The sequence below is a fragment of the uncultured Draconibacterium sp. genome (genome assembly GCF_913063105.1).
GTDB lineage: Bacteria > Bacteroidota > Bacteroidia > Bacteroidales > Prolixibacteraceae > Draconibacterium.
In genome coordinates this window covers 212,844-232,930 of the sequence record NZ_CAJXYQ010000006.1, presented here as the reverse complement: position 1 = coordinate 232,930, position 20,087 = coordinate 212,844, and the positions used below count along the sequence as shown (strand labels likewise).

At 41.2% G+C, this 20,087-nt stretch carries 16 protein-coding genes; 11 read left to right on the top strand and 5 right to left on the bottom strand.

Translation table 11 applies throughout. The features are described 5' to 3' along the window. The first annotated feature begins 4 nt into the window (after nt 1-4). Both QZ574_RS08335 and QZ574_RS08330 read left to right on the top strand, forming a co-directional pair. Entirely contained in the window at nt 5-1,084 is a 1,080-nt protein-coding gene (locus tag QZ574_RS08335; RefSeq protein WP_297088742.1) for a C1 family peptidase, read from the top strand. Continuing rightward, the gene (locus tag QZ574_RS08330; RefSeq protein WP_297088740.1) at nt 1,084-1,290 is read left to right on the top strand and encodes an RNA-binding S4 domain-containing protein; all 207 of its coding nucleotides are present in this window, start codon (nt 1,084-1,086) and stop codon (nt 1,288-1,290) included. Before QZ574_RS08335 ends, QZ574_RS08330 begins: the two co-directional genes overlap by 1 nt. 2 nt (nt 1,291-1,292) lie before the next feature. On the opposite strand, the gene QZ574_RS08325 is transcribed toward QZ574_RS08330, so the two are convergent. Both QZ574_RS08325 and QZ574_RS08320 read right to left on the bottom strand, forming a co-directional pair. Further along, complete coding sequence (locus QZ574_RS08325; protein WP_297088738.1) at nt 1,293-3,485, bottom strand: hypothetical protein; 2,193 nt, start codon at nt 3,483-3,485, stop codon at nt 1,293-1,295. Nucleotides 3,486-3,679: 194 nt separating this feature from the next. Continuing rightward, nucleotides 3,680-4,594, bottom strand: coding sequence for a hypothetical protein (locus tag QZ574_RS08320; RefSeq protein ID WP_297088737.1), 915 nt, complete (start codon nt 4,592-4,594; stop codon nt 3,680-3,682). A 177-nt stretch (nt 4,595-4,771) separates the two neighbouring features. Here QZ574_RS08320 and QZ574_RS08315 point away from each other — a divergent pair, with 177 nt between their 5' ends. The 5 genes from QZ574_RS08315 to yiaK all read left to right on the top strand — a co-directional run bounded on the left by QZ574_RS08315 (nt 4,772) and on the right by yiaK (nt 9,422). Further along, nucleotides 4,772-6,514: a HAMP domain-containing sensor histidine kinase gene (locus QZ574_RS08315; protein ID WP_297088735.1), complete on the top strand. Its 1,743-nt coding sequence runs from the start codon at nt 4,772-4,774 to the stop codon at nt 6,512-6,514. Nucleotides 6,515-6,579: 65 nt separating this feature from the next. Beyond that, nucleotides 6,580-7,275 carry a response regulator transcription factor gene (locus tag QZ574_RS08310; protein WP_297088732.1) on the top strand — a complete coding sequence of 232 codons (696 nt, stop codon included), beginning with the start codon at nt 6,580-6,582 and terminating at the stop codon, nt 7,273-7,275. 96 nt (nt 7,276-7,371) lie between these two features. Continuing rightward, on the top strand, nt 7,372-8,085 hold the full coding sequence (locus QZ574_RS08305) for an SDR family oxidoreductase (protein ID WP_297088730.1): 714 nt from the start codon (nt 7,372-7,374) through the stop codon (nt 8,083-8,085). A gap of 4 nt (nt 8,086-8,089) precedes the next feature. After that, nucleotides 8,090-8,413, top strand: a complete 324-nt coding sequence (locus tag QZ574_RS08300; protein WP_297088728.1) for a MazG nucleotide pyrophosphohydrolase domain-containing protein — start codon at nt 8,090-8,092, stop codon at nt 8,411-8,413. A 1-nt stretch (nt 8,414) separates the two neighbouring features. Then, nucleotides 8,415-9,422: a 3-dehydro-L-gulonate 2-dehydrogenase gene (gene yiaK, locus QZ574_RS08295; RefSeq protein ID WP_297088727.1), complete on the top strand. Its 1,008-nt coding sequence runs from the start codon at nt 8,415-8,417 to the stop codon at nt 9,420-9,422. Between the two features lie 111 nt (nt 9,423-9,533). Here the strand turns inward: yiaK and QZ574_RS08290 are convergent, their stop codons facing one another. Genes QZ574_RS08290 through QZ574_RS08280 form a run of 3 tightly spaced genes read right to left on the bottom strand, consistent with a single transcriptional unit; the run spans nt 9,534 to nt 15,221 of the window. Continuing rightward, the gene (locus QZ574_RS08290) at nt 9,534-10,823 is read right to left on the bottom strand and encodes a TolC family protein (protein ID WP_297088725.1); all 1,290 of its coding nucleotides are present in this window, start codon (nt 10,821-10,823) and stop codon (nt 9,534-9,536) included. A 1-nt stretch (nt 10,824) separates the two neighbouring features. Then, nucleotides 10,825-14,025 (bottom strand): efflux RND transporter permease subunit, encoded by a 3,201-nt coding sequence (locus QZ574_RS08285; RefSeq protein WP_297088724.1) that lies wholly within the window; start codon nt 14,023-14,025, stop codon nt 10,825-10,827. Nucleotides 14,026-14,042: 17 nt separating this feature from the next. After that, on the bottom strand, nt 14,043-15,221 hold the full coding sequence (locus QZ574_RS08280) for an efflux RND transporter periplasmic adaptor subunit (protein ID WP_297088723.1): 1,179 nt from the start codon (nt 15,219-15,221) through the stop codon (nt 14,043-14,045). 444 nt (nt 15,222-15,665) lie between these two features. Between QZ574_RS08280 and nadB the strand changes: the two genes are divergently transcribed. The 4 genes from nadB to QZ574_RS08260 are packed head-to-tail and all read left to right on the top strand — an operon-like array spanning nt 15,666 to nt 20,085. Next, nucleotides 15,666-17,237 (top strand): L-aspartate oxidase, encoded by a 1,572-nt coding sequence (gene nadB, locus QZ574_RS08275; RefSeq protein WP_297088721.1) that lies wholly within the window; start codon nt 15,666-15,668, stop codon nt 17,235-17,237. A gap of 4 nt (nt 17,238-17,241) precedes the next feature. Next, on the top strand, nt 17,242-18,087 hold the full coding sequence (gene nadC / locus QZ574_RS08270) for a carboxylating nicotinate-nucleotide diphosphorylase (protein WP_297088719.1): 846 nt from the start codon (nt 17,242-17,244) through the stop codon (nt 18,085-18,087). Continuing rightward, nucleotides 18,087-18,821, top strand: coding sequence for a type III pantothenate kinase (locus QZ574_RS08265; protein ID WP_297088717.1), 735 nt, complete (start codon nt 18,087-18,089; stop codon nt 18,819-18,821). The genes nadC and QZ574_RS08265 overlap by 1 nt, the downstream gene beginning before the upstream one ends. Further along, entirely contained in the window at nt 18,805-20,085 is a 1,281-nt protein-coding gene (locus QZ574_RS08260; RefSeq protein WP_297088715.1) for a hypothetical protein, read from the top strand. Before QZ574_RS08265 ends, QZ574_RS08260 begins: the two co-directional genes overlap by 17 nt. The last annotated feature ends 2 nt before the right edge of the window (nt 20,086-20,087 follow it).

Here is a 20,087-nt window from a genome sequence, read left to right as displayed (position 1 = left end):
AAGCATGAAGATTGTGGGTTTATTTGCGGCATTGCTGATGATAGTTTCAGTGGGCTTTGCCGAGGGGGAGAAGGAGACGTTTACCATTGAAAAGGAAGTAAAGCATACTCCGGTTATCAGCCAGGGACGAACAGGTACCTGCTGGAGTTTTGCAACCACCAGTTTTCTGGAGTCGGAAATTATGCGAATGGGGAAGCCCGAAACCAACCTCTCTGAAATGTTTTTTGTGTATTACAACTACCAGAACAAGGCTTTCCAGTATTTGCTTTACCATGGGAAAAATAATTTTGGAGAAGGCAGTTTGTCGCACGATGTGCTAAAAGTAGTTGCCGACCAGGGTGTAATGCTTTACGATGCCTATCCGGGAGTATTAACCGAAGGCAAATACAACCACTCGGCTTTGGTAAAAGGCATACGCAGCGAGGCCGATGCGATGAACAAGAAAAAGAAAGGAAAAGCCGATGTTTCGGATGTAAAAGGTTACAAGTCGGTGTTGAAAAAAGAGCTCGGAAAACTGCCCGAAAAAATGGATACGGAATATGGGAAAGTAGATCCACAAAAACTGCGCGATAAGCTGGGAATAAACCCCGATGATTATGTGGAGCTAACCTCGTTTAGCCACCATCCGTTTTATGCCGCCTGCGTGCTGGAAGTCCCCGACAACTGGGCACACGCTTCTTATTATAATCTTCCGCTAAACGATTTAATGGACGTGATGTTTTTTGCTTTAAACAATGGCTTTTCGATAGCCTGGGATGGTGATACCAGCGAAAAAACATTTGTACACAAAAACGGAAAGGCCGATGTGCCTGAAAAGTTGCAGGGGAAAGTTGACCAGGAAAAGCGTCAGCAAGGCTTTTACAACAGAACAACTACTGACGACCATTTGATGCACCTGGTAGGCCTTTCGAAAGATGCTGACGGGACAAACTGTTTTTATACAAAAAACTCGTGGGGAGCCGATAGCAACGAATATGGAGGCTATTTGCACATGACCGAAGACTACGTGCGCCTGAAAACCATTGGCATTATGGTACACAAAGATGCGATTCCGAAAAAAATAAAATCAAAACTAAAATTGTAATGCGCGAATTTCAGCTGAGTACCGACTTTATTGAATTGGTAAAATTGTTAAAACTCCTGCGAATTGCTCAAACCGGAGGCCATGCAAAAATTATTGTTGAAGATGGCGAGGTAATACGCAATGGCGAACCCGAGTTCAGGAAAAGAGCGAAACTGGTTAAGGGCGATGTGCTGGAAATTATGGGCGAAACAATCCGGATTGTGTGATATTAATTCACCCATTTATTTGTTATTGATTTCAAGTCGTCCTCAACATTGGCTTTTATATGTTTTTTAATTTCTGAAAATGATGAGCCCTGAAGTTGAGTAGAAAGATCTTTAAAATAGTCATCAATTGCTTTTTCAAATTTATCCGTTTCAGTTTTGGCAATTTCTTTTGCTTTATCGCCCACCATAAAGAGGCCCGAGTCTTGCAAAAGTTTATATTTCATTCCGCCATCCTGGCTAACACAAAATCCAACAATACAGGTTGCTGTTTTCGACTCTACACTGCTTTCGGCTACGCCATTTCCTTTGGCTTTGCATTTTAAAAATGCAGTGGCATCAATGGTTGCCGTTACTTTTGTTGGGTGCGTGGCAGAAACTGTAACCGATGCTTTTTTTTCTTTGGCTTCTTTTAGATAGGTTCCTTTGGTTTCAATTTCGGTAGGTTTTAATTCAAGCAATTCTTTTATTTTTAAGTGACGATTTATTTTTGCTACCCGGCGCACCCAGCTTCGTTTTTTAATTGGTTGGGTATTTTCGTTTACTGTTACCAGGTACTTACTTTCAGCCGATGCATACAAATTGGCATCGGTGGTTACTCTGCGTTCCATTCGGGCTGTACCGCCCGAAAGATCCATTCCTGTATAAATTAACAACTGACAGATGTCGTCGATTAATTTGGCAGATGTACCGGCTGTAGCAATACTGAAAATTGTAAAGCCAAGTTCGGCTGTTCGTTTTCCGCGTCCGAATTCTTTCATAAGTTTTCGTTCAAACTCAACCGGATCTATAGCCTTGGCATTTGTTGCAGTACTTACTGAGGCAACGCCAACTACATACGACCATTCGTTTGCAGCCGGTTTTATTTCGATATAATGATTGCCTTTCGCTTTTGCTTTGGTGGCAATGTAGTCGGTTTCAAAATTCATGCTGTGGGCTTTGTAGTCTTCCACTTCTTTTCCCCACATATTTGCAATACCATTTGCATAGCCGCCAACAATGTCGCCGTAACTGGCAGAGTAGGCTGTGCCGGGAATAATAGACAAGTTTTCTCCCCTAAAACCATCGCTGCCTTTTTGGGGAATCTGAATTCCTCCATCTCTGAATTTTCTGATCACTTCATCTTTTTCGAGGATACTGGTTAAGGTGTAGCATTTGTTGGGTAAGGCGTGGTAAATGGCCCCGCTTATGCCACAAGTGCACACACTTGAGTCCTTTTTCCCACCATCGTCGGTTGGGTAGCGTGGTTTTCCCGAGGTAGTAGTTGGACCACCTGATTCTTCACCGTTCTGAGATGTTTTTAGAGTATCAATAGGGTGGTATTTAAGAAACTGTTTTAGCAAGTCTAGTATGTACCCTAAGCCATTTTTGTTGGTTTCATCTGATGCGTCTTGAATAAGTTTGGCCAGTTCTTTCATCATCTTTTCATGGTCGTATGGAATGTTTGGTTCAGGATGCCACGAGTAGTTATCTTTAAAAAAGTCTTTTATAAAAGCCAGGGTATCAGCAGGTGGAAGTACCTGGTAAAACGAAGAGTCTTCAATGGCTTTATCCATTTCTTTTTTTAGTTGTTCCGGGTCGTAATAAACCAGTCTCTCATCCGGATTCAGGTTAACTTCAATGTCAAAATCTCCGCGTTTAATGGCCGTAATTTCCAGTTGTTTGTCAACCGTATTTGCCCCTTCTTCGTTGTAAATTACTACAGTTTCAGAAGTGCCAGCCGGAAGTTTTATGGTGGATGGACTTAGGTTTTTAACCTCAATGGCAATTGGCCTGGTGTAGTTTTCCAATCCGTTTAAACGAATGTTGAGTTGTGTTTTTTGGCCTCGTCTCATATTGGTTTTACCTATCGATAGCTCCATTTCTACAACCCTAACGGTTTCTTCAATAAAAGTATTGGCAGAAACGGCATCAATAAATAAGTGGTAAATGCCTTGTCTTTCTGGTGTTTTTATGGTTAATGTAGAGTCGGTTTTTGTAAGTATTTCTGCCGGATATGGCAGTTCGTCTTTTTCAAAAAAAATGGAAATATCTTCCTTTTCATCATGAAAATTACCCTTAATTTCGGCATTGCTGTTGGCTACAAAAAGTTCAGGAAGCTGATACCCGGCAAGGGAATTTTGGGCATTTGCCTGAGGTAAAATCAGAAATATTATGGAAATTAAAACAAGCGATGATAGAGTTTTGGCTTGTAGCATGGCAATTTGGTTTTTTGATAGAATACAAAGATTTGTAAATGTTGCCTTATGGCAACTGCTTAGTTCATATGTTGTTGTATTCTGCAAGTTAAGGAAAAACACGCCAAAATTCAAGTTGAACTTACTATCCGTTGCATAAAAAAGCCGGTAGCTATTGTAAACTTCCGGCTTTGCTAAAACTGAACATTGGTTAGTTATTCTTGTTTTTCTTCAATGGTTTCTTCTACCTCCACATCAACTTTCATTTCGCCGCCTTCCTTGCGTTTTTTAATAATTATTTTTTTGCCGTCTTTTTCAATCACCTGCGTGTCTTCAGCTCCTTCTTCAACCGTCCAGGTTTTGCCATTTTCAATAATTTCAACGCGGCCATCATCGTCGGCAATTACTTTTATTTTTTTGGTTTTGTTCCCTTCTCCTTCATGAAAAATCATTGGTGCGGCATGGTTTCCGTGCATAATAATCTCTTCGCGAACTTCAAGCTCTTCTTTCGATGGTTTTTTACGCACGATAACGATTTTTTCTTTTCCGTCTTTCAGGTCCTTCTTTTCGTACGAAATAATACCCGGGTCGCTCAGGTCAATTATATTGCCGCTTTTTTGTTTTTCAATACGAATAACTTTTGGTGCTTTGTCGGGTTTGGCAAAAAACATATTGTTTCCTGCATTTTCGTGCCATTTCAACATGTCAGAAGAAATTTCGTCCGTAATTACTTTCATCCTGATGTGCTTTAAAGAATCGCCGTCTTTGGTTTTAAACTCGTAAATCATAGGTTTGTTATCGCCTTTCCCTTTCAGAATAAAAACATTTCCGTTTTCGTCGGTTTCCATGTCAAAGTCAAAATCCATGTCAAAGTCAAAATCTTCTTCCGATATCCATTTCAATGCTTTATCGTTTGCCAGCGTGTCGCCATTCCAAACAAAAACCTGGTTGGCTTCAATAACTGTGTCAATCTCCATTTTTTTTCCTTTGTCATCAATTTTCACCATTTTAATGTGTTTCTCCCCTTTTTTCGAGGTGGGCGGATCTTGCGGAACTTCGTTGATTGAAATGGCAGAGGTGAACACAAGTGCAAGGGTAATAATTCCTGTAAGAGATAAAAAGCTTTTCATATTTCTTGTTTTTAATGAATTTGTTTTTGTTCGATTTTCTGAAATCATTATGTATTTGTTTTTCTGAGAACAAATATAGTTTCAAGCTTGTCAATCAGTCCGTTAAAGACCGGTTAAAATCTGTTAAGGAAAAGTTAAAGTCGGGAAATGGCTGTTCTATTTGCCTATATTTGAGCTATGAACAAAAAACGTTTTACCGGATTAATCATTTTAATGGGGATTTCCATTTTGGGAATTATTGCTGTTCAGCTGGTTTGGATGAATAATGCCATTAAGGTAAAAAACGAAATGTTTGAGCGGGGCGTAAACCAGGCTTTACAACAAACGGTTAACCGTCTCGAGGATTTACATAACCTTGGTGTAGTAAACGAAATGGTTTTTGCCGGCGACTCTGCTGAATGGATTCATGAATTTGGGCACGAGTTTGAGTTTGAAAGCGATTCTTTAATGCAGTGGCATGTTGAACCCAGACCCGTGCGCGTTTTTAAAAAGAGAGCAGAACTGGAAAAACGGCCGGTAAAAGTAATTCGCGAATATGCTCCCGATAATGCAGATTCCCGATTGGAAATACGCATTGATAGCGATGTAGAACGAAAAAGTGTACAGACTTTTAGCTACAACATGAGTACCTCAACAAAAGGCGAAAACCATGTAATTATTACCGGAGAAGGAAACGGAGGTGTTGTTTGGGTGAAAAGAGATACGTTTATTACCGATGCCGATTCGTTATATACCATAAGCACAGTTAAAATTGATTCTTTATTAACAAACCTCGATACTTTTCAGGTTCTTGGCCCCGATTTATCAGAGCGGGTTAAACTAAAGGCAAGCAGTTTAAAACGTATGGCCAACAAAGTGGTTACCGAGGTAGCAACCTGGGATGTACGAATGCTGGATGAAGAACTGATATATGAAGTGCTAAAAAAAGAATTGGATCAAAACAGTATTCCGCTCGATTTCGAGTACGGGATTCAACGTGGCGATTCCATTAGTTTCCCGCAATTGGTAAGCGATACGGCACAGTTTGCAACAGCAGCTTTTAAAACAAATCTTTACCCCAACGACATATTTCAGAAAAATATTCAGCTGTTGGTTTTTTTCCCGGAGCGCGATACTTTTATTTACCGTTCGCTAAACTGGTTGCTTGTGGCATCATTCTTCTTTTCGGTGTTTATTCTGGTAACTTTTGCTCTAAGTATTTTTTACATTCTGCGGCAAAAGAAAATTTCTGAAATGAAATCGGACTTTATAAATAACATGACCCACGAGTTTAAAACACCAATAGCAACCATCTCGGTGGCTGCCGATTCAATTACCAACAGCAAAGTAGTAAGCAACCCCGAGCGTATTCAATATTTTGCGGGAATGATAAAAAAAGAAAACACCCGCATGAACCGACAGGTTGAAGATATACTTACCATTGCCCGGCTTGATCGGAAAGATTTTGAATTTAACTGGGAAACCATTGATGTGCACGAACTTATTGGCGATGCCATGCAGGGAATTGTGCTGCAGGTTGAAAAGCGGGGCGGTACCATAACTACTGATTTTGCAGCTTTAAACTCAACAATCAGTACCGATAGAATGCATTGCACAAACGTTATTTATAACCTGATTGATAATGCAATAAAATATTCGGCAGGGAAGCCGGAAATAAAAGTGACTACAAAAAATAACCAGCAAGGTATAGTTATTTCGGTGGAGGATAAGGGAATAGGAATGAGCAAAGCCGTTCAGTCAAAAATATTTGAGCGCTTTTACCGTCAAACCAGCGGAAACATTCATAATGTAAAAGGATTTGGTTTAGGTTTGAGCTATGTAAAAGCCGTGCTTGAAGCCAACAGGGGCACAATTACTGTGAGCAGCGAACTCAACAAAGGAAGTAAATTTGATGTATTTTTACCTTTTGTAAGAGCTTAGCAAATGGGGTGAATGGCTGACGTGTTTTATTCTGTTTTCCGTTATTGGAAAAAGAAACAAATAGGATGAGTGAAAAACAACATATTTTTTTGGTAGAAGATGACCTGAGTTTTGGGGCAGTTTTAAAATCATATCTCGAGTTAAATGATTTTGAAGTGTCATGGGTTGACGATGGAAAATTTGCGTTTGAAAGATTCAAATCCGGTGTGTTTCAGATTTGTATTCTCGATGTAATGCTGCCCAACGTGGATGGTTTTACCATTGGCCGCCATATAAGGCAGCTAAACCAGGATATTCCAATTGTTTTTCTAACCGCCAAAGCATTAAAAGAAGATATTCTGAAAGGCTACAATGTGGGTGCCGACGATTACATTACCAAACCTTTTGATACCGAAGTTTTATTGTGTAAGATTCAGGCCATTATAAAACGTCAATCGGTAAAGCCTGCCAATGCTGAGACCCTTTTTATTATTGGTAGCTATCAGTTTAATTATAAGCTGCGAAGCATTACCCGGAACCAGCAAAAACAAAAATTATCGCCAAAAGAAGCCGACTTGTTGCATTTGCTCTGTCAGCATAAAAACGAATTGCTCCCGCGCGATACAGCGCTTCGAAAAATTTGGGGCGACGATGGTTATTTTACCGCCCGCAGTATGGATGTATTTATTACCAAATTGCGGAAATATTTAAAAGACGATCCGGCTATAGAAATAAAAAATATTCATGGGAGCGGCTTTCTTTTAGAAGAAAAAACGAACTAACTTAGGTTCCGTTCCCCGGGCTTTCCTCAAAAAAAAAAGCAAAAGTCTGTGCTTGATGCGTTCCTCTTCTTATCTTTAGTTCCCAAAACCAAAAATATGACAAAGAATAAAACCGCCATAATAACAGGGGCCGGGAAAGGCATTGGAAAAGCCATTGCTATTGGATTGGCCCAACTAAAATACAATACGGTTTTAGTGGGCAGAAACCGAGACGACCTGGAAGCGGTTGCCTTGCAAATTAAAGAAGATTCGTGGATTGATTCTCAAATCATCCAGGTGGATATTACCAATACCGATGCATTAAAAAAAGCCATAGCACAACTTGTAAACGACTGCGAGAGTATTGATGTACTGGTTAATAATGCCGGTGTGTATTACAGCGGCACCACGGATGCAAAGGAGGATGAGTTCAGTAAGATGTTGGAAACCAATCTTACTGCCCAATACCAGCTTTTAAAACAAGTGGTGCCGGTAATGAAAGTGCAGGGGAGCGGTTATATTTTTAATGTAGCTTCCAGGGCCGGCAAAATAGGTTTTGCTGGTAGTGGTGCCTACAGCGCATCAAAATTTGCAATGGTTGGGCTAAACGAATCGTTGTACCGCGAATTAAATCCGCTCGGCATTCGGGTAACTGCTTTATGTCCCGGGTGGGTTAACACGCAAATGGCCTGTCTGGCAGGAACCCCGCATAAGGCTGATGAAATGATTCAGCCCGAAGATTTATTTAAAACCTTGCAATGGCTGATGAGTCTTTCGCCTGGTGCTTGTGTAAAAGAAGTAGTTATTGAAACACCCTTTGGGATAAGCTAAACAAATGCCGGAACTCCATCGAAAACCAAGCCTGAGTGATTTTCAGGAATATGTTGCCGAGTTGGAACAAGAACGTGGTTTTTTATCGCAAACAACCATTGATAAATGTTTATTGCTTGGCGAAGAAGTGGGCGAATTGTTTAAGGCTATTCGCAAAACTGAGGGCTTGCTGATTGACACCAATTCGGCATTTACGGAGGTTGGCGATGAGCTTGCCGATATTTTTATTTACCTCTGCGCTATTGCCAATAGAAAAGGTATTGATTTGGAAGCCGCTTTTCGGGAAAAAGAAGAGAAAAACAAAAAACGAAGCTGGAAAAGTATTTAATATGAAAGAATTTCGGGTACCCTATGAAACAATGAAAACCGTTTTTCAGCAAGTATTACAAAAGCATGGGTTTTCAACCGAAAAAGCAAGGCAATGTGCAAAGGTTTTTGCATACAACAGTTTAGAGGGGATTTATTCGCACGGAGTGTATCGTTTTCCACGTTTTGTAGAATATACTTTAAAAGGATTTGTAAAACCCGATGCCGTACCCGAAAAAATACACAGCGCCGGCGCTATTGAACAATGGACCGGAAATTTAGGCCCGGGAATGCTAAATGCAAGTTTTTGCTCAAACAGGGCCATGGAAATTGCACACAACAATGGTTTGGGCTGCGTGGCTTTAGGCAATACCAATCATTGGATGCGGGGTGGCAGTTATGCCTGGCAAGCCGCAAAACAGGGCTACGTTTTTATTGGATGGACCAATACCGAACAAAATATGCCAGCGTGGGGAGCCAAACAAAGCAAGTTAGGCAACAATCCGCTGGTAATTGGAGTACCCTGGAAAAACGAGGCCATTGTTTTGGACTTTGCCATGACTCAGTTTTCGTATGGCAAAATTGAAGCGACAAAAATTAAAGGAGAACAGTTGCCTTTTGAGGGCGGGTTTAACCGTGAAGACCAACTGACAAAAAACCCACAGGAAATTCTGGAAACCATGCGCGGGGTGCCTATTGGCTATTGGAAAGGCGCAGGCTTATCGCTTTTGCTCGATATTCTGGCAACAATTCTTTCTGCGGGGCTTTCAAGCCACCAGTTAAGCCGGCAAGAGGCCGAGTACGGAGTGTCGCAGGTTTTTATAACCATTGATTTAAAAAAGTTATCGAATTATCCCTCCATTGAAAACAGCATAACGGCAATTATCGATGATTTTAAAAGTACCCAACTCATTCATCCTGACAGTCCGGTAAAATATCCTGGCGAGCGTGTAGTAAAAGTCAGGCAGGAAAACCTGAATTGGGGAATACCAGTGGATAAAACAATATGGAACAAAATTCTGGCGATGTAATTCCTACATCAGGCACTAAAAAATGTGTAAAAATAAAACTGCACATAGGCGAAACGTTTTTAAGAACTCGTTACCGGTTATGCGCAGTTTTAGTTGCCGTGTGGCAAATTTTTAATCGTATTGCTGTACAATTACACCGGCCAAACGAAGCAGGGATGTTTGGGCGTTAATAAAATTGTAAATGGCTTCGAGCCTGCCCTGTGCGGCCTGAAGGTAAATCTCCTGTACATCGCGATAATTGAATGAATTAATTGCTCCGGCCTCAAATTTATCTCTCGAAATCTGAAGGTTAAGTTTTGCTGCTTCAAGGTTTTCGTCGGCAACAATAAGCAATTCTTTTCGAACCTGGTAAAACTCAAAAAGATTGGCAAGGCTGTTATCCAGGTCGTGTTGCATTTCGTTTAATTCAACCATGGCGATATCGCTATCAATCTCGGCAATTTGCAAGGCTCTTTTACGATTTCCTCCACTAAACAAATTCCAGCTTAGCGTAAAATTTCCATAAAAGTTAGCCGAGTTTGCCCAGTCCATGTCCACATCGCCGTATTTACTACCCGCTCGTGTTCCGGTTACACCTCCAATAAAATCGAGGCTGGGCGAAAAGGCACTTTTTGCAGACGCAATGGCGTTGTCGAGCAGTCGTTGGTTAATATACTGGCTTTGCAAACTCTTGTTGTTTTCCATCATTTGGGCCCTTAGGTCGGCAATGGAATAATCCTCGGTAACCGCCTCAAAGTTATCCGTGTAATCATAGTCAGTCGCCTCTTTCTCAGCCATTAGGTATGCCAGGTTGCGTTTCGAGTTTTTGTAGGATACTTCTTGTAGCAGGTAATTTGCCCTGTCGGCGAGGTATGCATTTTGGGCCTGCAAAACATCGTAAGTTACGGCTGCTCCGTATTCTTTCTGCTGTTCTGTGCGCTCAAAACGATCTTCTGATAACTGCATTACTTCATTGTAGGTTGCCAGTTTTTCTTTTTGTAGCAATACATCGTAATAGGCCAGAATAATTGACTGAATAGTGCTTTCAACCATAACGGCAGTATTATTTTTTGTCAGGTTTTCGAGTTCTTCAAGTCGTGCTTTGCTAATGCTTACCGAAAAACCATCAAAAATAGTCCAGCTTACTGAAGCCCCGCCCGTTAAGCTTATTGTTGTGGTGTTGTCGCCATCAACGGCGCGGTACGAGTTGTTGTCGCCCAGCGAGAGATTAATGTAGGGGTAGCGTCCGGCAGTGCCCCAGTTGTTTTGTATCTCTGCAATTTTTTGGTTTTCGCGGGCAATTATAATGTTGTAATTGTTTTCCAATGCTTTTGCAATGGCATCGGTTAAAGTAAGCGACTGCTGGGCTTGTGCAACCACGCTTACAACCATTAACAGTACTAATATTTTTATCGTTTTCATTTTATTCTTTTTCCTCATCTTCTTCATGATAAATAGTATTGTCGATCTTTCGTTGAGCATTCAGCCAGGCAATTTCAACCTGTTCGCGTTCCAGTTTTTTAGCGGTCCATTGTTCGCGCACAAATTTTCTGATATCGTTTAGTACCAGAATAAGGGCAGGGAAAAACAACAGAATAAACATGGTTCCGAAAGCAACACCGTATACCAGCGAAATGGCCATTGGAATTAGAAACTGAGCCTGGAAGCTAGTTTCTAAAATAAGTGGGTAAAGACCAAAGGCAGTGGTTAATGTGGTCAGAATAATTGGGCGAAGCCTTGATTTTCCAGCTTCAATAATGGCGTCTTTTACTTTTTTCCCTTCTTCAACAAGTAAATTGTACTTGGCCAGAAAAACCACAGCATCGTTAACAATAACCCCGGTGAGTGCAACTATTCCCCACAAGCTGAGAATGGACAAGGGTTTGCCGTGTACCCCATGCCCCCATACAGCTCCAAGAATAGAAATTGGAATCATGATGATAATGATTATCGGCTGTTCAAAGGATTTAAAGTTTATCATTAAAATAAATATAATGGCGAGGAACGCCATCGGAAACAAAAACATTAAGTCGCCCATATTCCGCTGGCTTTCGCGCTGCTGCCCCTGAAAAATCACTGATATTCCAGGATAGAGCAACTCAAGCTCGGGTATTACCTCTGCTTTTACCTGGTTTAAAGCGTCGGTAACCGAGCCATCGGGGTCTACCATATCGGCATTTACCCGTATTTCGCGTTTTCCGTTAAAACGGTTAATATTTACCGGACCACGTTTCATGGTGTAGTCAACCAGCTCCATCAAAGGGTATTCGCCTTGACTTGTTTTTACCTTCATTTTTTCGAGCTGCCCGATGCGTTCGCGTCCTTCAGCAGGGTATCGTACCCAAATACGCAGTTCGTCGCGGCCAACTTGCAGTCGTTGAGCCTGTCCGCCATAAAATGCCTGGCGCACCTGGTTGGCAATAAAGGTTTCGTTAAGTCCCAGCATAAAGGCTTTGGGTTTTAACTCAAGCAAAATTTCCTGTTTCCCAAGGGCGTTGGTGTTTACCACATCTTTAAGCTGTGGGTATTCCATTAACCTACCCATCAAAAAATCGCGTGCACCCTCGAGTTCGTCGGTATTTCGCGACATTAGACCAATAGAAATGGGATCGCCAAAACGGCTACGGGCACCAATGGTAAATTTCTCCGCTTCAGATACATTTCCTATTTTTTTGCGCAGGCGATTTATAATTTCAAACGAGCTGATACCCGTTTCCTCCGAATTTCGTGGCGATACATCAACATAACCGCAGTGTGCACCACTTTCTTCGCGGTCGAAAGCCGAACCCAGGTTTACGATGCTGTTTTCGATAATGGGTAAGGAGTCATTGTAATCCTTCATCAACTCTTCGTTTACCACCCAAACAATGCTGTCGAAACGTTCAAGGTAGTCTAAGGTCTGACCTTCTCCCGATCCGGGAGTAAAAGCAATGTTGATGTTAAAAGAATCGAACTCCATTCGTGGAAAGAATGTTGTTTTTATAAGGTTTCCGCCAATTAAACCCAATGTAATTATAATCATCGCTACCGGAATTCCCAGAACGATATACCGCCATTCAAGTACGAGTTTAATTACCCGGTCGTATGCATAGTCGCGCAGCCAGGTAAAAAAGCGTTCGGTGTATTTGCGCAATCCTTTTGCTTTGCGGTGCAGTGTTTTTCTGTTTAGTACTTTTTCGTTACCCAGGTGGGCCGGAAGCACCAAAAAGGCTTCTACCAATGAAATGAGCAAACTGGCAATTACAATTACGGCCATTTCAAACATCATTTCCATTCGGCCGGTAATAAAAATCAGGGGCGAAAAAGCAGCAACAGTAGTAAGTACCGAAGAGGTTACTGCCGGTATTACTTCAACGGTTCCATCAACAGCTGCCCGCATAGGACTTTTCCCCCGCTCGAAATGTTGAAAAATATTCTCGCCGATAACGATGCCATCGTCAACCAGAATACCAATCACCAGTATCATCCCGAAAAGCGACATCATGTTTATGGTAATTCCCATTATATTGGCAATAATAAACATTCCGAGGAACGACGCCGGAATACCCCAGGCAACCCATAACGAGAGGCGCGTGCTCAACATGATGCCCAGTATAAGAACGACCAGAATAAGCCCCATGCCTCCATTAGAGTACAAAAGGTCGAGTCGCGATTTTAGTAAATCGAGGTACGAGCGTGAAAGAATTAACTTTACACCATGCGTATCGGCATTAAATTTCTTTACATAGTCGCGAACATACTTGTCAATGTCATCAAGGTCTTCGGTTATCAGTTTCATTACCGTAACACGAATGAGGGGATTGCCTTTCTCCATCGCCTTATTGGGTACATCGGAGAATTTCATTTTTACATTGGCAATATCGTTAATGCGTAAAACACTGCCATCGGGGTTGGCACGCAGAATAATGTTCCCGATTTTATTTGGGTCGGCACTACGCGAACGCAAGCGAATTAAAAGCTCCTCTTTTTTCGATCGAATTTGGCCGCCAGAAACATCGCGGTTGTTATTGCTAATTGCATTTTGCAAATCGTTAAAGGTTAGTCCGTAACGCAGCAGATCTTCTTCTTCTGCTTCAACCGATATTTCAAGGCTGGGAAATCCTGAAACGCTTACCTGGCTCATTATTCCTGAAGCCAGAAAATCTTCTTCAACCTGTTGGGCATAACTTTTTAGTGTAAGCAAATCAACCTCGCCGGTAACCAGCAAACGGGCCGCAGGTGTGGTTGTTCGTGTTTTTGCAACAATGGGGCGCTCAGCAGCTGTTGGAAAAGCCGAGATTCCATCAACGGCATTTTTTACTTCAATCAGGGCTTCGTCGATATCATAGCCGGGCTCTATTTCAATACGTACGCTCGAACTGTTTTCTGATGAAACAGAATTAATTTCGTAGATGCCCGGAATAGCTCTTACTGCTTCTTCAATTCTTGAGGTTACGCCTTCTTCCATCTCAACCGGCGATGCACCCGGGTAGGCAACGCGCACCGTAATAATGTGCGACTCGCGCTCGGGGAAGAAAGATTTCTTCATCGACAAAAAACTTAAACTTCCAACAACAATAAGGAAGAGTAAGATGAGGTTGGCGTAAAATGGATATTTTACAAAAAGTTCAACAATCTTCTTCATGGATTTGTCTCCTTTAACTATTTGGCGCTTGCCTGTTTACGTGGTTTTTGACCATTGTTTTCTTCCTCGCCTAAAATATTAACAGGAGTATTCTCTTTTACGTTAATAAGTGGTTCGGCAACAACTTTGGCACCTACAGGCAACCCATTAAAAACAAGAGTTGTTTCGTTGCGCTTAATCACATTTATTTCACGTTTTTTTAACTCGCCATTAACTACAATGTAAACGGTGTTTGAGTTAAAAACCGCTCCGCGCGGAATCTCCATGGCATCCGGTATTTTTTGACCCGGAAAAGTTACTGCATAAAGTTGCCCCGGTAGAACCCGATCCGAATCGGCCTGGCCAACCTTTACAAAAATACTTCGCGATTGCGTTTCGGCTTCAATAAAGTCTGATTTTCGCACTACCTTTCCTATTAACTCAGTATTGCTCTGATTGGAATGAATAAAAACTTTATCTCCAATTTTTATCCATTCGCTGTCTACATTAGGCACCGGAACTTCAATTTCCACATTATCCGTGCGAATCATTCGTGCAATTTGCCCTCCGGTATTTACATACGAACCGGTTTCGTAATTTACCTGTATAAAAGTTCCATCGAAAGGAGCGTAAAGGGTATGGCGTTTTAATCTTTTTTCATCTTGTTTAATGCCATAATATTCGGTAAGAACTCCCCGGCTTGCTAAAAATACTTTTAGTTTCTCATCTTGAATAACCGGCATTTCCGGAAGGTTCTGGTCCAGGTCAATGGCCCTAAAAAATGTTTCGTAAGTATTTAACTGATCCGGGAAATCGATTTTCATATCGGGTAATAAAGATGTCATTGTTGTTAAAAACTGTGCTTTACGGGCTTTAAGTGCCAGCTCAACTTCATCCTTATAAATTTGGGCAAGTAACTGGCCTTTTTTAAACGAAGTTCCTTTTCTGAGCACTACTGCGCCCGGTTCAATTTTCCCTGATGCTTCGGAAACCAGCAAAACTTCGCTACCTGAAACGGCTCTTCCTCCCGGGAGCGATAATGGCGAAGTTATTTCAGCGTAGTTTACAGTTTCTACTTTAACTGATCGTTTCATTTCAACATCGGGCCTTTTGGCTTGCTCCGGTTTCATTGAAACAAAAAGTTTTGATAGAGCTGCTGAACCTCCTAAAAGAACTATTAAGGCAACAACAATAAATGTAATTTTTCTCCAACTCATGGCTATAATTTTATTTTGATTTTATTTTAATCGGTATAGGTTGATTCAGGTGTGCAAATTTCATTAAAATTTTTGTGCAATTCGTATTATTCTGTAAAAACAACACAATGCTTCTGTTTATTATTGTTTAAGGTGTTGTTGTACGAATAATATTATCACAGACAGTTTCGAATATACAAAGTTTAATTGTGGTGGCAATTTTTTACTATTTGTTGTCGATTTTGCGTTTTATTACAAGTCTGACAAAAATAAATTTTACGGTAAATCTCGTTATAAACCCGCGATAGCACGGGCTTGACAAACGAAAACAGGAACCAGGGAACGAGGGTATCTTATTATTTAAATGTGCTTGAATTTATATGGAAGCTAATTGATAAAATTTAGGTTTTTGCTTAAAAGAAATGCTAACTTTGCAGGCTCGTTTGCGGGAAGCATAAAAAATAAATGCAAATACTTGAATTTGATACGGTTGTAATAGGGAGTGGCTTAGCCGGGTTGTCGGCAGCCTACCACTCTTCAAACTTCGGACGCGTGGCGATAGTTACCAAGTCGCAACTTGATGTCAGTAACTCCTATTATGCCCAGGGAGGCATTGCTGCTGCCATTGCCGCAGATGACTCGCCGGAACAACATGCTCATGATACACTGGTTACCGGAAGGGGGATTTGCGATACCGATGCTGTTGACGTATTAGTTCGAGAAGGACGCGAACGGGTACGCGAGTTGATAGACCTGGGAATGCAGTTTGATAAGGAAAACGGTAATTTTGTTCTCGGGCTTGAAGGAGGTCACACAAAACGCCGTATTCTTCATGCAGGCGGCGATGCAACCGGAAAGGAACTTACCTGTTTTAAGTTGCAGCTAATCAGGCAAAAAAAGAATGTTGAGGCTTTTGAATTTGTTGCAGCGGTTAAATTATTACAGCAAAATAACCGTATTGTTGGGGTTCAGGCGTATGATTTTAAAACCAACAAGAATGTAATTTTTAGAACAAAAGCTGTTATCCTGGCTACAGGCGGATTATCGCGGCTTTTTGCCCGATCAACTAATCCGCATACTGCCACCGGCGATGGTATAGCATTGGCTTACGAGGCAGGTGCGCGTCTGGCTGATCTCGAATTTATACAGTTTCATCCATCGGCATTGTACATTCCCGGAAAAGAAGCGTACCTGATTAGTGAAGCCGTACGAGGCGAGGGAGCCTGGTTGTTAAACCATAAAGGCGAACGCTTTATGAAAGACATACATCCGCTGGCAGAGCTGGCGCCACGCGATGTTGTAGCTTACAGCATTTTCAGGCAAATTCAAAAATCAGGCGAAAAGCATATTTTCCTCTCGTTAAAGCACCTGGATAAAGCGAAAATCAGAAACCGGTTTAAGAATATTGACAAACATTTGCGCGAGTTTGGGTACGATCTTACTGAGGATCGATTGCCCATTTCTCCGGCCGCACATTATATGGTTGGAGGTGTGCGGACCAATTTAGACGCCGAAACCAATATCTCAGGCTTGTTTGTTTGCGGCGAGGTGGCATCAACAGGGGTGATGGGAGCCAACCGTTTAGCAAGTAATTCGTTATTAGAATGTTTGGTGTTCGGGAAACGTGCCAGTGTAAAGGCAGCTCAGTTGCAAATGCACGATTATGATTTTGTTGATCCAGCACCAATAGTGCTCGACCAACCCAACGAGCAACTTTTTCTTCAGTACCAGAATGAGCTGGCAGAACTTATGTCGAAAAACCTGGGAATTGTAAGAAACAGAAAAGATCTTGAAAATGCACTAAATCGTTTCTCCGCAATTGTTGAAGACTTTGACGAAGACCTTAACGAATACAATTTAATAAAAATCAGAAACACCGCACTTATTTGCAAACTAATTGCACAAGCAGCCCTGGTTCGCGAAGAGAGCCGCGGAGGACATATTCGCGAAGATTTTCAGAAAGAAAGTCCTGATTTTAAAACACATATAATTCAACAAAAGAACAAAAACATTGAGTTTGAACCCATAAGAAAGTAAAGCGATGATGGATGAGAAAGTATTGAAATCGGCAGAGGTTTTATTTGACCTGGCCTATGCAGAAGACATCGGTGACGGAGATATTACTACAAATAATCTTATTGATAGCAATGATCGGAAAACAGCACATTTTGTAGCAAAAGAAGAAGGCGTAGTTGCAGGTTTACCTGTTGCCGAAATGGTATTCAAAAAGTTTGACCCAAACCTGGAATGGAATGTGCTTTTACCTGATGGAAGCCATGTGGTTCCGGGCGATATAATTGCCGAATTTAAAGGGAATTATCGTGCCTTGTTAACCGGCGAACGAAAGGCTCTTAACTTTTTGCAACGCCTGTCGGGAATTGCCAGCTACGCAAATTTATGCATGAAAGAAATTGAGGGAACCAAGGTGGAGATTTTGGATACCCGCAAAACATTACCTGGCTACCGTTACCTCGATAAATATGCGGTGCGAATGGGGGGAGCTTCAAACCATCGTTTTGGTTTGTACGATATGGTTATGATTAAAGACAACCACATACAGGTTGCCGGAAGCATTACAAAAGCCGTTGAAGCCATTCGTAAAAAAATACCAAAAAGCATTAAAATTGAGGTGGAAACCACTACCATTGAACAGGTGAAAGAAGCACTGGAAGCCGATGTTGATATTATTATGCTTGATAATATGCGTTCATCGATGATGAAAAAGTGTGTAGAGATTATCGATCGTCGGGCTAAAATAGAGGCCTCCGGAAATATGACCATCAAACGTATTCGCAAGGTAGCACATACCGGCGTCGATTATATTTCAATAGGTGCATTAACCCACTCGGTAAAAGCATTAGATATCAGTCAGCGCATTATCGACTAATGAACCTGGTTATAGATATAGGCAATACCCGCACCAAATATTCGGTGTGTACCCATGACGAGGTGCTGAAAACAGTTTTTGTTGATGCGTTTTTACCTTCGTCGATTCAATGGTTAAAGCAAGAATACAAGGAACTGGATGGTGTTATTCTTTCGGCAGTTAAAGATTATTCGGTTGAACTAAAAAATGCTTTATTGCAGAAGTTTCAAACGTTTATCGAACTAAATGCAAGCACGCCATTGCCTGTTGAAAACTGTTACGAATCAAAGGAAACGTTAGGGAAAGACCGCATTGCAGCAATTGTGGGAGCCTTTCATTTATATCCGAATAAAAATGTTTTGGTGATTGATGCTGGCACTGCTATTACTTATGATATATTAACAGCAGAAGGAAAATACCTGGGAGGAAATATCTCGCCCGGCTTGGAAATGCGTTTCAACGCATTAAATCATTTTACGGGAAAACTCCCGAAGGTAGAAAAAGGAGATTGCTACAGTTTATATGGTAAAACAACCGAGCAGGCAATAAGGGCTGGTGTACAAAAAGGATTGGTATTTGAGGTAGACAGTACAATTGCCTCATTTAAGGAATTTTATAATAATTTAGAAGTTATTATAACCGGGGGCGATGCTGAATTTTTTGATAACAAATTAAAAAATTCTTTCTTTGTACACTTTAATTTAACCAGCATAGGTTTAAACCGCATTTTACAACATAATGGGGAGAGTAAGTAGAGTAAGTTTTTTGATTGCCGGGTTATTATTTATCCCGGCTGTATTATTTGCACAATTTAATAATAGCACCACTTCGCCATATTCGCGTTACGGCATTGGCGATTTGCAACCTTATTCTTTTGGGCGGTCAACAGCAATGGGAGGAGCCACGCTGGGAAGCAGATATAATCTTCAGATTAATCCGGCAAACCCGGCAAGTTATACAGCGCTCGATTCGCTTAACTTTATATTCGAGTTTGGCCTCGAAGGTAAATTCTCGAATTATAAAACCGAAACCAACAGCATGAATGCTAATGATGTTAATTTCAAGTATTTCGCGCTGAGTTTTCGCATTACCGATTGGATGGCCACCAGTTTAAGCTTAACGCCATTTTCTGATGTGGGTTATTTTGTGGAGTCGATTACGGATATGGAGCATGTTGGGAATGTTTACACCACCTACTATGGCGCCGGAACAATTTCTAACGCTAAATGGGGGCTGGCCATCGAACCAGTTAAAAACATATCAGTTGGTGCTAATCTGAATTACCGGTTTGGGCAGCTAAACCGTAACACCGAAATTGTTTTTGCCGATCCGAGTTTTTACAATGTTCAACGTTATTCAACACTTCGTATTCGAGATTTTGGACTGGATTTAGGGATGCAGGCAACTCTGCCCATGAAAAATGATAAAAGTTTAACATTAGGTGTTGTATTTGCAAACTCGCCGGGCTACACTGATTTTGTGTCGGATATTATTCAAAAAAACCTTTCGTACGGAGGGGCGCTTGATCAGGACACTCTACTTTATCGCGAAGAAGAAAAAGGAGAGTTGGTGTTTCCTTTAACCCTGGGAGGCGGAGTTTCTTTTGCCAAAGAGAATGTTTACGAAATTAATATAGATTATTACCACGAAGGATGGTCTGATGCCCGGTTTTTGGGGAGTAAAAGCAAATTTTTAACAGATTTAAATAAATTTGCGATTGGAGCTGAATGGATTCCGGACAAGTTTTCCATAAGAAGTTTTGTAAACCGAGTGGCATACAGAGCCGGTTTTAAGTACGAACAAACTTACCATACCTTTGCCGGACAACATATTAACGACTTTGGCATAAGTTTTGGAGTTGGAATACCAATGTATCGTTCTAATTCTACACTAAACTTAAGTGCAGAGTTTGGACAAAGAGGAACCAAAGAGTATAATCTGGTACTTGAAAAATATGCAAAAGTAAACTTAAGCGTAAGTTTACACGATTTGTGGTTTATGCAACGAAAGATTGATTAAAA

Bases quoted from the DNA above. Each gene is read 5' to 3' on its own strand.
- QZ574_RS08310 (WP_297088732.1), top strand. From the start codon at position 6,580: ATGAGTGAAAAACAACATATTTTTTTGGTAGAAGATGACCTGAGTTTT.
- QZ574_RS08305 (WP_297088730.1), top strand. From the start codon at position 7,372: ATGACAAAGAATAAAACCGCCATAATAACAGGGGCCGGGAAAGGCATT.
- QZ574_RS08285 (WP_297088724.1), bottom strand. From the start codon at position 14,025: ATGAAGAAGATTGTTGAACTTTTTGTAAAATATCCATTTTACGCCAAC.
- yiaK (WP_297088727.1), top strand. From the start codon at position 8,415: ATGAAAGAATTTCGGGTACCCTATGAAACAATGAAAACCGTTTTTCAG.
- QZ574_RS08265 (WP_297088717.1), top strand. From the start codon at position 18,087: ATGAACCTGGTTATAGATATAGGCAATACCCGCACCAAATATTCGGTG.
- QZ574_RS08280 (WP_297088723.1), bottom strand. From the start codon at position 15,221: ATGAGTTGGAGAAAAATTACATTTATTGTTGTTGCCTTAATAGTTCTT.
- QZ574_RS08290 (WP_297088725.1), bottom strand. From the start codon at position 10,823: ATGAAAACGATAAAAATATTAGTACTGTTAATGGTTGTAAGCGTGGTT.
- QZ574_RS08320 (WP_297088737.1), bottom strand. From the start codon at position 4,594: ATGAAAAGCTTTTTATCTCTTACAGGAATTATTACCCTTGCACTTGTG.
- nadB (WP_297088721.1), top strand. From the start codon at position 15,666: ATGCAAATACTTGAATTTGATACGGTTGTAATAGGGAGTGGCTTAGCC.
- QZ574_RS08315 (WP_297088735.1), top strand. From the start codon at position 4,772: ATGAACAAAAAACGTTTTACCGGATTAATCATTTTAATGGGGATTTCC.
- QZ574_RS08260 (WP_297088715.1), top strand. From the start codon at position 18,805: ATGGGGAGAGTAAGTAGAGTAAGTTTTTTGATTGCCGGGTTATTATTT.
- nadC (WP_297088719.1), top strand. From the start codon at position 17,242: ATGATGGATGAGAAAGTATTGAAATCGGCAGAGGTTTTATTTGACCTG.
- QZ574_RS08300 (WP_297088728.1), top strand. From the start codon at position 8,090: ATGCCGGAACTCCATCGAAAACCAAGCCTGAGTGATTTTCAGGAATAT.
- QZ574_RS08335 (WP_297088742.1), top strand. From the start codon at position 5: ATGAAGATTGTGGGTTTATTTGCGGCATTGCTGATGATAGTTTCAGTG.
- QZ574_RS08325 (WP_297088738.1), bottom strand. From the start codon at position 3,485: ATGCTACAAGCCAAAACTCTATCATCGCTTGTTTTAATTTCCATAATA.
- QZ574_RS08330 (WP_297088740.1), top strand. From the start codon at position 1,084: ATGCGCGAATTTCAGCTGAGTACCGACTTTATTGAATTGGTAAAATTG.